The following is a 15359-nucleotide window of genomic DNA, read 5'->3' as shown; positions in this document are numbered from 1 at the left end:
GGCCATTCGCCGCGCACCGACGCGGCGCCCGCGAGCACTCCGATCATGCCCCCGTCCGGTTCGCCTGGCGGGGGCTTTCATTTGGCGGACGCCCCGGCCGGCGCGAGGCCGGGCGGCGGCCAGGCGCAGCGGCTACAATGACGGTTTTCCCGTCTTCGCCGGTCCTCCGCCCATGTCTGCGACTCCTCTCGCCGCTTCCGTCCCGCTCGACGCGCCCTACACGCGCGGCGCCGCACTGCCCGCGCTGCTGAAATCGCGCATCCTGATCCTCGACGGCGCGATGGGCACGATGATCCAGCGCTACAAGCTCGACGAAGCCGCATATCGCGGCGAGCGCTTCAAGGATTTCCCGCGCGACATCAAGGGCAACAACGAGCTGCTGTCGCTCACGCAGCCGCAGATCATCCGCGAGATCCACGACCAGTACTTCGCGGCCGGCGCCGACATCGTCGAAACCAACACGTTCGGCGCGACGACGGTCGCGCAGGCCGACTACGGGATGGAAGATCTCGTCGTCGAGATGAACGTCGAATCGGCGAAGCTCGCGCGCGAATCGGCCGCGAAATACGCGACGCCCGACAAACCGCGCTTCGTCGCGGGCGCGATCGGGCCGACGCCGAAGACGGCGAGCATCTCGCCGGACGTCAACGATCCGGGCGCCCGCAACGTCACGTTCGACGAGCTGCGCGACGCGTACTACCAGCAGGCGAAGGCGCTGCTCGACGGCGGCGTCGACCTGTTCCTCGTCGAGACGATCTTCGACACGCTGAATGCAAAAGCCGCGCTGTTCGCGCTCGACGAGCTGTTCGAGGACACCGGCGAGCGCCTGCCGATCATGATCTCGGGCACCGTCACCGACGCGTCGGGCCGGATCCTGTCGGGCCAGACGGTCGAGGCGTTCTGGAATTCGCTGCGCCATGCGAAGCCGCTCACGTTCGGCCTGAACTGCGCGCTCGGCGCGGCGCTGATGCGCCCGTACATCGCCGAGCTCGCGAAGCTGTGCGACACCTACGTGTCGTGCTACCCGAACGCGGGCCTGCCGAACCCGATGAGCGACACCGGCTTCGACGAAACGCCGGACGTCACGTCGGGCCTGCTGAAGGAATTCGCGCAGGCCGGGCTCGTGAACCTCGCGGGCGGCTGCTGCGGCACGACGCCCGAGCACATCGCCGAGATCGCGAAGGCGCTCGCCGACGTGAAGCCGCGCCGCTGGCCGAACCAGTACAGCGACAACGCCTGACCCGACCGCCCCACGCCCTTCATTACACGAATTCGCACCGCCATGACCGATCACATGATGCGCCTTGCCGGCCTCGAGCCGTTCAACGTCACGTCCGGAACGCTCTTCATCAACGTCGGTGAACGCACCAACGTCACCGGCTCGAAGGCGTTCGCGCGGATGATCCTCAACGGCCAGTTCGACGAGGCGCTCGCCGTCGCGCGCCAGCAGGTCGAGAACGGCGCGCAGGTGATCGACATCAACATGGACGAGGCGATGCTCGATTCGAAGGCGGCGATGGTGCGCTTCCTGAACCTGATCGCGTCGGAGCCGGACATCGCGCGCGTGCCGATCATGATCGACTCGTCGAAGTGGGACGTGATCGAAGCCGGCCTCAAGTGCGTGCAGGGCAAGGCGATCGTGAACTCGATCTCGCTGAAGGAAGGCGAGGAAGCGTTCCGCCGCCACGCGAACCTGATCCGCCGCTACGGCGCGGCGGCCGTCGTGATGGCGTTCGACGAGAAAGGCCAGGCCGATACGTACGAGCGCAAGACCGAGATCTGCAAACGCTCGTACGACTTCCTCGTGAACGAAGTCGGCTTCCCGCCGGAAGACATCATCTTCGACCCGAACATCTTCGCGGTCGCGACCGGCATCGAGGAGCACAACAACTACGCGGTCGACTTCATCGAGGCGACCCGCTGGATCAAGCAGAACCTGCCGTACGCGAAGGTGAGCGGCGGCGTGTCGAACGTGTCGTTCTCGTTCCGCGGCAACGACCCGGTGCGCGAGGCGATCCACACCGTGTTCCTGTATCACGCGATCCAGGCCGGCATGGACATGGGCATCGTCAACGCCGGCCAGCTCGGCGTGTATGCCGAGCTCGACGCCGAGCTGCGCGAGCGCGTCGAGGACGTGATCCTGAACCGCCGCGCCGATTCCACCGACCGCCTGCTCGAGATCGCCGACAAGTTCAAGGCGGGCGGCGCGAAGAAGGAAGAGAACCTCGAGTGGCGCAACCAGCCGGTCGAGAAACGGCTCTCGCATGCGCTCGTGCACGGCATCACGACCTTCATCGTCGAGGACACCGAAGAAGTGCGCGCGAAGATCGACGCGGCCGGCGGTCGCCCGATCAACGTGATCGAAGGCCCGCTGATGGACGGGATGAACATCGTCGGCGACCTGTTCGGCCAGGGCAAGATGTTCCTGCCGCAGGTCGTGAAGTCGGCGCGCGTGATGAAGCAGGCGGTCGCGCACCTGATCCCGTTCATCGAGGAAGAAAAGCGCCTGCTTGCGGAAGCCGGCGGCGACGTGCGCGCGAAGGGCAAGATCGTCATCGCGACCGTGAAGGGCGACGTGCACGACATCGGCAAGAACATCGTGTCGGTCGTGCTCCAGTGCAACAACTTCGAAGTGGTCAACATGGGCGTGATGGTCCCGTGCAACGAGATCCTCGCGAAAGCGAAGGTCGAGGGCGCGGACATCATCGGGCTGTCGGGCCTCATCACGCCGAGCCTCGAGGAAATGGCGTACGTCGCGTCCGAAATGCAGCGCGACGACTACTTCCGCGTGAAGAAGATCCCGCTGCTGATCGGCGGCGCGACCACGTCGCGCGTGCACACGGCCGTGAAGATCGCGCCGCACTACGAGGGCCCGGTCGTCTACGTGCCCGATGCGTCGCGTTCGGTGTCGGTCGCGTCGAGCCTGCTGTCCGACGAAGGCGCGACGAAGTATCTCGACGAGCTGAAGTCCGACTACGAGCGCATCCGCGACCAGCACGCGAACCGCAAGGCGCAGCCGATGGTCACGCTCGCCGAGGCGCGCGCGAACAAGACGAAGGTCGACTGGGCCGGTTACACGCCCGTGAAGCCGAAGTTCATCGGCCGCCGCGTGTTCAAGAACTACGACCTGAACGAACTCGCGAACTACATCGACTGGGGCCCGTTCTTCCAGACGTGGGACCTGGCAGGCCCGTACCCGGCGATCCTGAACGACGAGATCGTCGGCGAATCGGCGCGGCGCGTGTTCTCCGACGCGAAATCGATGCTCGCGCGCCTGATCCAGGGCCGCTGGCTGAGCGCGAACGGCGTGATCGCGCTGCTGCCGGCGAACACCGTCAACGACGACGACATCGAGATCTACAGCGACGAGTCGCGCTCGGAAGTGCTGCTCACGTGGCGCAACCTGCGCCAGCAGAGCGTGCGCCCGGTGGTGGACGGCGTGATGCGGCCGAACCGCTCGCTCGCCGATTTCATCGCGCCGAAGGAATCGGGCGTCGCCGACTACATCGGCATGTTCGCGGTGACGGCCGGCCTCGGCGTCGACGTGAAGGAAAAACAGTTCGAAGCCGACCACGACGACTACAGCGCGATCATGCTGAAGGCGCTCGCCGACCGTTTCGCGGAAGCGTTCGCCGAGGCGATGCATGCGCGCGTGCGACGCGAGCTGTGGGGTTACGCGAGCGGCGAGACGCTCGACAACGACGCGCTGATCGCGGAAAAGTATGCGGGCATCCGCCCGGCGCCCGGCTACCCGGCCTGCCCCGACCACCTCGTGAAGCGCGACATGTTCGACGTGCTGCACGCGGACGAGATCGGCATGAGCGTGACCGACTCGCTGGCGATGCTGCCGGCCGCGAGCGTATCGGGCTTCTACCTCGCGCATCCGGACAGCCGCTATTTCTCGGTCGGCAAAATCGGGCAGGATCAGCTCGAGGACTACGCGCGGCGCATGGCGCTGTCGCTCGACGATGCGCGCCGCGCGCTCGCGCCGCAGCTCTGATCGATGCGCACGGGCGGCCGACCGCTCGTTTGGTCAGACAAAAAGAAAAAGCCCGCTCGGAAGCGGGCTTTTTCCTGCCTTACTAACCTTTCGTACTGCCGGGCAACGAAGCTCAGAAGCCCCAGTGCACGTCGGCTTCGCCGGCTTTCGCCTCGCGCAGCATCGTGAGGAACGGCGCGACGCGCTGGGCCAGGCTCGGCGGCACTTCGTGGTGCGCGTGATCGGCTTCGTCCTCGTGGAAATGGCCGGCGTGCTCGGCGCGCGCCTGCTTCGCCTGCGCGACTGCGCCTTCCAGCTTCGCGATCGCGTGGTCCAGCTCGTCGTGCGTAATCACACCGCGCTCGCCCAGCTGCTTGCCGACGAGGCCCAGCACATACACCGCGAAATCCTTCAGCACGTCGAGATCCTGTGCCGCCTTGCTCTTGAACGTAATCATGACAATTCCCTTTTCATCTTGTTGTGCCTGCGCGGCGAGGTTGGGGGAACGCCGGCAGACCGGCGTCCGGCCTCGCGGACGCGGGGCGCCTGAGCGGCATATTAGCACCTGTTAAAATTCTGCGATCCCTGAAACGCGCGCTTAAAAAGCGCGCCGGCGGCCCGGCGTTTCCGGCCGCCACCAACGAAGCCTTCTACCAGCATGCTGCCAGCACACAAACAGACCCTCGAAGCCCTGCTCGCGGATAGCGTCAAGCAGGTCGCACACGCGCTGAAAGGCGCCGACGCAGCGTTCGTCGCCCCGGCCATCACGCTGGAGCGCCCGAAGGTCGCCGCGCACGGCGACGTCGCGTGCAACGTCGCGATGCAGCTCGCCAAGCCGCTCGGCGCGAACCCGCGCCAGCTCGCCGAGCAGATCGTCGCCGCGCTCACCGCGCAGCCGGCCGCGCAAGGGCTCGTCGAAGCCGCAGAAATCGCCGGCCCCGGCTTCATCAACCTGCGCCTGTCGGCCGCCGCGAAGCAGGCGGTGATCGCCGCCGTGTTCGACCAGGGCCGCGCGTTCGGCACGTCGGATCGCGAGAAAGGCAAGCAGGTGCTGCTCGAATTCGTGTCGGCGAACCCGACCGGCCCGCTGCACGTCGGCCACGGCCGCCAGGCCGCGCTCGGCGACGTGCTCGCGAACGTGATCGCGAGCCAGGGCTACGCGGTGCACCGCGAGTTCTACTACAACGACGCGGGCGTGCAGATCGGCAACCTCGCGATCTCGACGCAGGCGCGCGCGCGCGGCCTGAAGCCGGGCGACGCGGGCTGGCCGGAAGCCGCGTACAACGGCGAATACATCGCCGACATCGCACGCGACTACCTGAACGGCGAAACGGTCGCCGCGTCGGACGGCGAGCCCGTCAAGGGCGCGGGCGACGTCGAGGATCTCGACGCGATCCGCAAGTTCGCGGTCACGTACCTGCGTCGCGAGCAGGACATGGACCTGCAGGCGTTCGGCGTGAAGTTCGACCAGTACTACCTCGAATCGTCGCTGTACAGCGAAGGCCGCGTCGAGAAGACGGTCGACGCGCTGATCAAGGCCGGCATGACCTACGAGCAGGACGGTGCGCTGTGGCTGCGCACGACCGACGAAGGCGACGACAAGGATCGCGTGATGCGCAAGTCGGACGGCACGTACACGTACTTCGTGCCGGACGTCGCGTACCACGTGACGAAGTGGGAGCGCGGCTTCACGAAGGTGATCAACATCCAGGGCTCGGACCACCACGGCACGATCGCGCGCGTGCGCGCGGGCCTGCAGGGGCTGCACATCGGGATCCCGAAGGGCTATCCCGACTACGTGCTGCACAAGATGGTCACCGTGATGCGCGACGGCCAGGAAGTGAAGATCTCGAAGCGCGCGGGCAGCTACGTGACGGTGCGCGACCTGATCGAATGGTCGGGCGGCGCGGCGGCGGGCCAGGAAGCGGCGCCCGACCTGATCGACGAGGCGACCATCACGCGCGGCCGCGACGCGGTGCGCTTCTTCCTGATCTCGCGCAAGGCCGATACCGAGTTCGTGTTCGACATCGACCTCGCGCTGAAACAGAACGACGAGAACCCGGTCTATTACGTCCAGTACGCACATGCGCGGATCTGCTCGGTGCTCAACGAATTGAAGTCGCGCTACAACGTCGACGCCGCGCAACTGCCGGGCGCCGACCTGTCGCAACTGACGAGCGCGCAGGCCGCATCGCTGATGCAGAAGCTCGCCGAGTATCCGGACATGCTCACGCACGCGGCGAACGAGCTGGCGCCGCACGCGGTCGCGTTCTACCTGCGCGATCTCGCTGGCGAATTCCACTCGTTCTACAATGCGGAGCGCGTGCTGGTCGACGACGAAGCGCCGCGCAACGCGCGCGCCGCGCTCCTCGCCGCGACCCGGCAGGTGCTCGAGAACGGCCTGGCGGTGCTCGGCGTGTCCGCGCCCGCCAAGATGTAAGGACGCAAGCGGCCCGAACCGGGCAGCGAATGGCCGCGGCAGCGCCCGCCGCAGGAGCGCCTGCCGCAGCCTTTTCACGATTCTTTTTGCAGGTGACTCAAGCAATGGCACAACCACGCCGCACTTCGAAACAATCGAAACAAGCCGGAGGGACATTTCTTGGAATCGTGCTGGGCCTGATCGTCGGCCTCGCGATCGCCGTGGTGGTGGCGCTCTACATCACGCGTTCGCCGTCGCCGTTCGTGTCGAAGGTCGCGCCGCCGCCGGCCGACAACGGCGCGAGCCAGCCGCAGCAGTTCGACCCGAACCGTGCGCTGCAGGGCAAGACGCCCGGCCAGCCGGTGCCGCAGGCCGCGCAGCCCGCGCCGCCCAACACCGCGCCCGGCCAGGCCGCGAACCAGACCCAGGGCGGCCTGTTGCCCGAGCCGCAGATCGTCGAAGTGCCGCCGTCGGCCAACGGGTCGAGCGGCTCGAACAACACCGGCAGCTCGAGCAACACGACCGCATCGAACAATACGTCGTCGGGTAACGGCGTCGCCGTCGCGCCGAAGCCGGCCGACACCACGCCGCCGAAGAAGACGCCGCCGCCGCAACAGCAGCAGCAGGCCGGCGAGGACGACCTCGCGCGCTTCGCCGCGCAGAAGCAGGCGCAGCAGGCCGCCGCGCAAAAGCAGCAACAGCAGCAGCAGGCCGCGAACACGCCGAAGCCGACGTCGTCGGCCACCGCCGCCGCGGCAGCAAAGCCGCCGACCGCGAACGACGCGAATACCGGCTACTTCCTGCAGGTCGGCGCGTACAAGACGGAAGGCGACGCCGAGCAGCAGCGCGCGCGCCTCGGCTTCCAGGGCTTCGAGTCGAAGGTGTCGAAGCGCGATGTCAGCGGCGTGACCTATTTCCGCGTGCGCGTCGGCCCGTTCTCGAAGTTCGAGGATATGAACTCGGCCCGTCAGCGCTTGTCCGATGCAGGTGTCGACACGGCGGTGATCCGCTTCACGAAGCAGTAGGCAGCCGGTCGAGCCCACGCAGAACCCGTTACGTTTCGTAACCCGAGCAACTGATTCGACGTTCACAACATGAAAAAACTGCTTAGCACGCTCCTTCTGTCCCTGGGCCTCGCGGCCGGCTTCGCCCAGGCAACGCCTGCCGCGCCCGCCTCCGGCAAGGACTTCGAGGTGATGAAGTCGCCGCAGCCGGTGTCCGCGCCGGCCGGCAAGGTCGAGGTGATCGAGTTCTTCTGGTACGGCTGCCCGCACTGCTACGAATTCGAGCCGACGATCGAGGCCTGGGTGAAGAAGCAGGGCAACAACATCGACTTCAAGCGCGTGCCGGTCGCATTCCGCGACGATTTCATCCCGCACTCGAAGCTGTTCTATGCGGTGTCCGCGCTCGGCATCTCCGAGAAGGTCACGCCGGCGATCTTCAACGCGATCCACAAGCAGAAGAACTACCTGCTGACGCCGCAGGCGCAGGCCGACTTCCTGGCCACGCAGGGCGTCGACAAGAAGCAGTTCATGGACGCGTACAACTCGTTCAGCGTGCAGGGCCAGGTGAAGCAATCGGCCGAACTGCTGAAGAACTATGCGATCGACGGCGTGCCGACGGTCGTCGTCCAGGGCAAGTACAAGACGGGCCCCGCTTACACGAACAGCATCCCGGGTACCGCCCAGGTGCTCGACTTCCTCGTGAAGCAGGTTCAGGACAAGAAGCTCTGATCCCCACCCGCGCGCCGGCATGACTACTCCGCTGAAGGTCTTCATCACCGGCGCGTCGAGCGGCCTCGGCCTCGCGATGGCCGAGGAATACGCCCGCCAGGGCGCCACGCTCGCGCTGGTCGCGCGACGCACCGAGGCGCTCGATGCGTTCGCGCGGCGTTTCCCCAAGCTGTCCATCTCCGTCTATTCCGCCGACGTGCGCGATGCCGACGCGCTCGCGACGGCCGCCGCGTCGTTCATCGCGACGCACGGCTGCCCGGACGTCGTGATCGCGAACGCGGGCATCAGCCAGGGCGCCGTCACGGGCCAGGGCGATCTCGCGACGTTCCGCAACGTGATGGACATCAACTACTACGGGATGGTCGCGACGTTCGAGCCGTTCGTCGGCCCGATGACGGCTGCGCGCCACGGCACGCTGGTCGGCGTCGCGAGCGTCGCCGGCGTGCGCGGCCTGCCCGGCTCCGGCGCGTACAGCGCGTCGAAATCGGCCGCGATCAAGTATCTCGAATCGCTGCGCGTCGAGTTGCGCCCGGCCGGCGTCGGCGTCGTGACGATCGCACCCGGCTACATCCGCACGCCGATGACCGCGCACAACCCGTACCGGATGCCGTTCCTGATGGACGCCGACCGCTTCGCCGGGCGCGCGGCGAAAGCGATTGCGCGGCAGCACGCGTTCCGCGTGATTCCGTGGCAGATGGGCGTCGTCGCGAAGGTGCTGCACGTGCTGCCGCGCTGGCTGTACGACCGCCTGTTCGAGAAGGCGCCGCGCAAGCCGAAGGCCGGCGCGCACTGACGAATCGGCGGCCGGCCCGCGCGACACGCGCCGGGCCGCATCGCCGCATCGCCGCGCTGAAGCTTCGATTTCGCGGCACTTCCCGCGGCGTCCGCGCAGATCCCGCCGCGCGCCCCGACGCGCCGCGACCTCCCCTCCCCACCCGCCGCCTCCGCAGCACCTTCCGCCGCATCAACACCCGTTCCGTCGCGAACGCAGCCGTTTTTCGGTCAATTCGCTGCGTTCCGGCGCCTTTTTTCACGCGCCGCACGCTTTGACGTTATGCTGTTCGCCAGCCGCGCCGGCCCGCCCGCTTCCGGGCCGCGCCTGCATCCCGTCACCAAGCAAAAGCACAAGCCACGTGGGAGATCCTATGCACGTCAAGCTGTTCGCCGCGGCCGCGGTCGCCGCCGCACTCGCCGCCCCCGGCCTCGCCGCCGCCAAGCCGCTCACCGTCTGCACCGAATCGAGCCCGGACGGCTTCGACGTCGTGCAGTACAACTCGCTCGTCACGACCAACGCATCGGCCGACGTGATCTTCAACACGCTCGTGTCGTACGACGAAGCCGCGAAAAAGGTCGTGCCCGCGCTCGCCGACAAATGGGACGCGAGCGCCGACGGCCTCACCTACACGTTCCACCTGCGCCCGAACGTCGCGTTCCAGACCACCGACTATTTCAAGCCGGGCCGCGCGCTCGACGCGGACGACGTCGTATTCACGTTCACGCGGATGCTCGACGATGCGAACCCGTGGCACAAGGTGGCCGGCGCGAGCGGCTTCCCGCACGCGCAGTCGATGGGCCTAGTGAAACTCGTGAAGTCGGTCACGAAGGTCGACGACAGCACCGTGAAGTTCGTGCTGAACGAGCCGAACGCGACGTTCGTGCCGATCCTGACGATGGGCTTCGCGTCGATCTACTCGGCCGAATACGCGGACCAGCTGCTGAAGGCCGGCAAGCAGGCCGACCTGAACGCGAAGCCGGTCGGCACGGGCCCGTTCGTGCTGAAGAGCTATACGAAGGACGCGCTGATCCGCTACGACGTGAACCCGACGTACTGGGGCGCGAAGCCGAAGGTCGACCGGCTGATCTACGCGATCACGCCCGACCCGTCGGTGCGCCTGCAGAAGGTGAAGGCCGGCGAATGCCAGATCGCGCTGTCGCCGAAGCCGCAGGACGTGCTCGCCGCGAAGGGCGAAAGCGCGCTGAAGGTCGTGCAGACGCCCGCGTTCATGACCGCGTTCGTCGCGCTGAACACGCAGAAGAAGCCGCTCGACAACGACAAGGTGCGCGAGGCGCTGAACCTCGCGTTCGATCGTGCGACCTACCTGAAGGTCGTGTTCGACAACACCGCGACGGCCGCGAACAACCCGTATCCGCCGAACACGTGGAGCTACGCGAAGGACGTCGCGCCGTATGCGTACGATCCCGCGAAGGCGAAGCAGCTGCTCGCGCAGGCCGGCTTCCCGAACGGCTTCTCGACGACGATCTGGACGCGCCCGACCGGCAGCGTGCTGAACCCGAACCCGAAGGTCGGCGCGGAACTGCTGCAGGCCGACCTCGCGAAGATCGGCGTGAAGGCCGACGTGAAGGTGATCGAATGGGGCGAGCTGATCAAGCAGGCGAAGCTCGGCCAGCATGACATGCTGTTCATGGGCTGGGCCGGCGACAACGGCGACCCGGACAACTACCTGTCGCCGCAGTTCAGCTGCAATGCGGTGAAGTCGGGCATCAACTTCGCGCGCTTCTGCGACGCGCAGCTCGACAAGCTGATCGTCGACGGCAAGTCGACCGCCGACCAGGCCAAGCGCACGAAGCTGTATGAAGCCGCGCAGAAGATCATCCACGACCAGGCGCTGTGGATCCCGCTCGGCTACCCGACCGCCGCGGCGCTCACGCGCGCGAACGTGAGCGGCTATCGCGTGAGCCCGTTCGGACGGCAGAACTTCACGGCGGTGTCCGTGCAGTAATTCGACGCGATCGTCGCTTCCTCATTTGAAATCGAGCCCGGCGCGTTAATCGCCGGGCTTTTTTTATCTCGCTCGACTCAATTAGATTTAATCAAATTGAGTCAATTAACATTCCCACCGAAATTCAATAAAAAACTAGTAAAAATAGAGTTGATTTAGTATTTGTCAGATATCAAGCTGGCCAGTCGGCCTATACACTCTGCTGCTTCGGAAACATCGCAACACTAACTAATAGCCGAAGACTTATTCAGCAACGGAGATGGCCGATGTCGGAAAGCCAAGCATTGCAGCTGCTCGCGCAGCTCGTCTGGAACAGCGCCCTGATCGCCGGCCCCGTGCTCGCCGCGACGCTGATTGTCGGTCTGCTCGTCAGCATCTTTCAGGTCGTCACCCAATTACAGGAGATGAGCCTGAGCTACGTGCCGAAGCTCATCGTCGCCGGCGTTGTGATCGTGACGCTCGCCCCGTGGATGCTCGGTCGCCTGACAGGCTTCACCACCACATTGTTCACCGGCATCGCCGATCTCCGCTGAGCGATGACAGCCGAATCCTTCGTCGGCTGGTCGACGGCCGCACTACTACTGTCGCTACGCATCGGGCCGTTGCTCGTGCTCGCGCCGCCCTTCGCCCGGCTTCGCATCCCGGCACGAATTCGTATCTGCCTCGCGCTCGCGCTGGCCGGCGCATTCGCCACGCCGCTTCCCGACGTTCTTCGCGACAATCAAGCGGCGCTCGTCGAATGCGCCATCTCCGAACTCGCATTGGGATTCGCACTCGCATTTCCGTTTCAGGCGGCATTCGCCGCACTATCGTTCGCCGGGCGCGCGCTCGACGTGCAGGCGGGATTCGGCCTCGCCATGATCATCGATCCCGGTTCGCGCGAACGCGCACCGCTGTTCGGCACGCTCCTCAGGCTCGGCGCCGGCGCGATCTTCTTCGCGAGCGGCGCGCATCTCGAGCTGCTGCGGCTCATCGCAGCTTCGATCGACCGGATGCCGCCCGGCACCGCGCGCGTCATCGCATCACCGCAGGCGTTCATCGGCTATTTCGCAGTCGTGATGGGAATCGGCATCGGCGCCGTCGCTGCCGCCATGCTCGCGCTGTTCCTGATCGACCTGTCGATTGCGTTCCTGTCGCGCACCCTCCCGCAAATGAATGCGTTGATGCTGGGTCTGCAAGTAAAGGCGATCGCGGCGATCGCCGTCACGTCGCTGTCGATCGGACTGCTGGCGCCCGTCGTGCTGCGGCTGCTGCGCGCGGCGCTCGAATTTCCCTTTGCCCTTGGGGGAAACTGATGGCCGACCAGGAACAGGAAAAATCCGAACAGGCGACGCGCCACAAGCTCACCCGGGCTAGAAAGAAAGGACTCTTGCCCCGTAGCCAGGAGCTTGGCATCGTACTCGCCATCGCGGGTTGCGCCGGCTATCTGTGGCTATCCGGCGAGCGCATGGTCACTCGACTCGCCGCGCTCACGACGCGCATGTTGAACGACGCCCCCGGCATCGCGGTCGACGGACGCGCGATCGAGCACTGGTTCGGCGCATTGTTGCCGGAATGGGTGGCGGTCGTCGCACCGCTGATCGCCGCCACGGTAGGCGGCGCGCTCGTCGCCGCGCTCGCGCAGGCAGGCTTCCTGTTCGCACCCGACGCACTGAAGGCCGACTTCTCGCGACTGAATCCGGCGGCCGGCATCAAGCGTCTGTTTTCGATGCAGATCGTCATCGACGCCGCGAAAGCCTGCGTCAAGCTGGTCGTCTACTGCGCGCTCGCCTGGCGGTGCATCGCCGATGCGGTGCGCGCCGCGACGCACGCCGGGCTGACCATGCCCGGCCTGGCCCGCGCGCTCGGCTCGGCCGGGTCCGCGCTCGCCGTGCAATTGCTGATCGCTGCCACGTTCTTCGCGGTTCTCGATCAGGCGATCGTTCGGCGACGGTTCGCGAAACAGATGCGGATGAGCCGGCACGAGGTCAGACAGGAATTCAAGCAGCACGAGGGCGATCCGCGCATCAAGCAGCGCCGCAAGCAGCTGCAGCGCGAGTTGCTGCAACGCTCCCGCAGCCTGCGCGGCATGCGTGGCGCGGACGTGCTCGTGACCAACCCGACGCATTACGCAGTCGGACTCCGTTATGCGTCGGCCGAGATGGCCGCGCCAACTGTCGTGTCGAAAGGCGCGGGCGAGTTCGCGCTGCGCCTCAAAAAACTCGCGTTCGTTCATCGCGTACAGATCGTCGAGGAGCCGGCACTCGCACGTCAGCTGTTTCGCCGCGGCGCGCTCGAGCGCGAAATCCCGTGCCAGCTGTTCTCCGCGACAGCCGCCGTCTATCTACGCGTCCGTCGCATGCAGGAGCAGGCCCGATGACTTGGCTCAGGCACCGGCTGCGCGGCCAGTCCGATCTCGCGCTCGTGTTCGCGGCGAGCGCAATCCTGCTGATTCTGTTCGCGCCGATTCCCGCCGCCGCGCTCGATCTGCTGATCATCATCAACTTCGCGTTCGCATTCACGATTCTGCTGCTGACCTTCTATGTGACCCGCCCCGTTGAATTCTCGACGTTTCCGTCGCTGCTGCTGATCGCGACGCTGTTCCGCCTGTCGCTCAACGTCGCGGCGACGCGCCTCATCCTGTCCGGCGCCGATGCCGGCCAGGTGATCGGCGCAATCGGTGAATTCGCGGTGCAGGGCAACTACGTGATCGGTCTGATCGTGTTCTTCATCCTGGTCGTCGTCCAGTATGTGGTGGTCACCAATGGCGCGCAGCGCGTCTCCGAGGTCGCCGCCCGCTTCGTGCTCGATGCGATGCCCGGTCAGCAGATGAGCATCGACGCCGATCTCAACATGGGCCTCATCGATCAGGATGAAGCGAAGCATCGCCGCAAGACGCTCGAGCGCGAAGCGGGCTTCTACGGCTCGATGGATGGCGCGAGCAAGTTCGTCAAGGGCGACGCGATCGCCGGCATCGTCATCCTGCTGATCGACATTCTCGGCGGATGGGCGGTCGGCGTCGCCCAGATGGGCATGCCGTTCCCCGAGGCCGTCCGCACGTTTACGCTGCTCACGATCGGCGACGGCATCGTCACGCAGGTGCCCGCGCTGATCATCTCCGTCGCGACCGGGATCATCGTCACCCGTTCGTCCGCCGACAGCGCGCTGAGCCACGAGGCGCTGCGCCAGCTCGCGCGCTTCCCGAAGATCCAGTTGCTCGTCGCAGCGGCGCTGACGGGACTCGTTGCACTGCCCGGCATGCCGAAGTGGCCCGCCGCGCTACTCGCGCTCGCCGCGTTCGGTGTTTGGGCCGGCACGCGCGAGCGGCGCGCAGCGGCGGAAGAAGACGGCACGCCGCCCCCAACGCTCCCGCATGCCGACACCCCGGCAGCGCTACCCGCAGTCGAGGTTGTGTTCGGCGCGGCGCTGACGGCTGCCTGGCAGCCGATGCAGGTGGAATTTGCCGAGCGCATCGCGACATTTCGTGACCAGTACGCGGACGACAGCGGCTTCGTCGCACCCGCCGTCGTGTTCCGCGATTCGGCACATCTGCCCCCCGACGAATACGAAGTACGCCTGTTCGGCACCCGCTTCGGACAAGCCGCGACGTATCCGGGCCGTACGCTCGCGATTCATCCCGCCGGCGCCACCGGCACACTGCCCGGCACCATCACGCGCGACCCCGCGTTCGGCCTGCCGGCTGTCTGGATCGACGACGGGCTGCAAGAACGCGCCAAGGCGCTCGGCCACACGTGCGTCGATCCCGTCACTGCGCTCATGACGCACGTCACGGAGCTCGTCAAGGTTCACGCGGCGCGCCTGTTCGGGCGAACGGAAACGATCGCGCTGCTCGACGGCGTGCGCGAACGCCAGCCCGGCCTCGTCGACGAGATCGTGCCGAACGTGCTGGCTGTCGGCGACGTGCAGCAGGTGTTGCAGGGACTGCTCGCCGAACAGGTTCCGATCCGCGACATCGACCTGATCGTGCAGACGCTCGCCGACGTCGGGCGGCGCGAGAAAGACCCAGCGCTGCTCGTCGAAGCGGTGCGGCAGCGCCTCGGCCACGCAATCTGCCAGCGCGCGCAAGGCGATCGCGACGCGCTCGCGGTCCTGACGCTCGATCCGGCGCTCGAAGCCGAGATCGCGCGCAATCTTGCCGGCGCCGACGGTCACGGCGCGCATGTGCTCGATCCGCGGATCGCCGAGCCCTTCCTTGGCCGCCTGCTCGCGCAGGTGGAAACGATGATGCGCCAAGGGCACACGCCCGCGCTGCTGTGCCGGACCGATATCCGACGCTCGCTCAAGACCTTCTCCCGTCGCGTCGCGCCGCGACTCGTCGTGCTGTCGGTCAACGAAGTTCCGGACATCGTCGCGCTACGCGCGTTCGCGACCGTCGGCATCGATCCGCCGTCCGCTTCGCCATCTTCTTCGCCCGCCAGTTCGCCGCAGTCTTCGCCAACCCCGTCTCTCGCCGTTTAGACGCAGCACCGCTCCCGAGGAATTCCCGT

At 66.5% G+C, this 15359-nt stretch carries 12 protein-coding genes; 11 read left to right on the top strand and 1 reads right to left on the bottom strand.

The window, feature by feature from the left end:
* The first annotated feature begins 172 nt into the window (after positions 1-172).
* A complete protein-coding gene (locus KVT39_RS29045; protein ID WP_034179166.1) occupies positions 173-1240 on the top strand; it encodes a homocysteine S-methyltransferase family protein in 1068 nt (355 codons plus the stop codon).
* Positions 1241-1282: 42 nt separating this feature from the next.
* Positions 1283-4000, top strand: a complete 2718-nt coding sequence (metH, locus tag KVT39_RS29040) for a methionine synthase (protein WP_217590769.1) — start codon at positions 1283-1285, stop codon at positions 3998-4000.
* A 112-nt stretch (positions 4001-4112) separates the two neighbouring features.
* On the opposite strand, the gene KVT39_RS29035 is transcribed toward metH, so the two are convergent.
* Positions 4113-4436 carry a DUF1840 domain-containing protein gene (locus tag KVT39_RS29035; protein WP_034179168.1) on the bottom strand — a complete coding sequence of 108 codons (324 nt, stop codon included), beginning with the start codon at positions 4434-4436 and terminating at the stop codon, positions 4113-4115.
* A 201-nt stretch (positions 4437-4637) separates the two neighbouring features.
* Between KVT39_RS29035 and argS the strand changes: the two genes are divergently transcribed.
* The 9 genes from argS to KVT39_RS28990 all read left to right on the top strand — a co-directional run bounded on the left by argS (position 4638) and on the right by KVT39_RS28990 (position 15330).
* Positions 4638-6419: an arginine--tRNA ligase gene (gene argS, locus KVT39_RS29030; RefSeq protein WP_034179169.1), complete on the top strand. Its 1782-nt coding sequence runs from the start codon at positions 4638-4640 to the stop codon at positions 6417-6419.
* A gap of 104 nt (positions 6420-6523) precedes the next feature.
* On the top strand, positions 6524-7423 hold the full coding sequence (locus KVT39_RS29025; protein ID WP_217590768.1) for an SPOR domain-containing protein: 900 nt from the start codon (positions 6524-6526) through the stop codon (positions 7421-7423).
* A 69-nt stretch (positions 7424-7492) separates the two neighbouring features.
* Positions 7493-8131 (top strand): thiol:disulfide interchange protein DsbA/DsbL, encoded by a 639-nt coding sequence (locus KVT39_RS29020; protein WP_034179171.1) that lies wholly within the window; start codon positions 7493-7495, stop codon positions 8129-8131.
* Between the two features lie 19 nt (positions 8132-8150).
* The gene (locus KVT39_RS29015; protein WP_217590767.1) at positions 8151-8924 is read left to right on the top strand and encodes an SDR family oxidoreductase; all 774 of its coding nucleotides are present in this window, start codon (positions 8151-8153) and stop codon (positions 8922-8924) included.
* Between the two features lie 352 nt (positions 8925-9276).
* Entirely contained in the window at positions 9277-10872 is a 1596-nt protein-coding gene (locus KVT39_RS29010; protein WP_217590766.1) for an ABC transporter substrate-binding protein, read from the top strand.
* Positions 10873-11138: 266 nt separating this feature from the next.
* Positions 11139-11405, top strand: coding sequence for a flagellar biosynthetic protein FliQ (locus KVT39_RS29005; RefSeq protein WP_217590765.1), 267 nt, complete (start codon positions 11139-11141; stop codon positions 11403-11405).
* Positions 11406-11408: 3 nt separating this feature from the next.
* Positions 11409-12167, top strand: coding sequence for a flagellar biosynthetic protein FliR (locus tag KVT39_RS29000; RefSeq protein WP_217590764.1), 759 nt, complete (start codon positions 11409-11411; stop codon positions 12165-12167).
* A complete protein-coding gene (locus KVT39_RS28995; protein ID WP_217590763.1) occupies positions 12167-13231 on the top strand; it encodes a flagellar biosynthesis protein FlhB in 1065 nt (354 codons plus the stop codon). The genes KVT39_RS29000 and KVT39_RS28995 overlap by 1 nt, the downstream gene beginning before the upstream one ends.
* Positions 13228-15330 (top strand): flagellar biosynthesis protein FlhA, encoded by a 2103-nt coding sequence (locus KVT39_RS28990; protein WP_217590762.1) that lies wholly within the window; start codon positions 13228-13230, stop codon positions 15328-15330. Before KVT39_RS28995 ends, KVT39_RS28990 begins: the two co-directional genes overlap by 4 nt.
* Positions 15331-15359 lie beyond the last annotated feature (29 nt).

Origin of the sequence: Burkholderia sp. GbtcB21 (assembly GCF_019091065.1) — a bacterium.
Classification (GTDB): domain Bacteria; phylum Pseudomonadota; class Gammaproteobacteria; order Burkholderiales; family Burkholderiaceae; genus Burkholderia; species Burkholderia pyrrocinia_C.
This window is presented reverse-complemented; position numbering and strand designations above follow the sequence as displayed.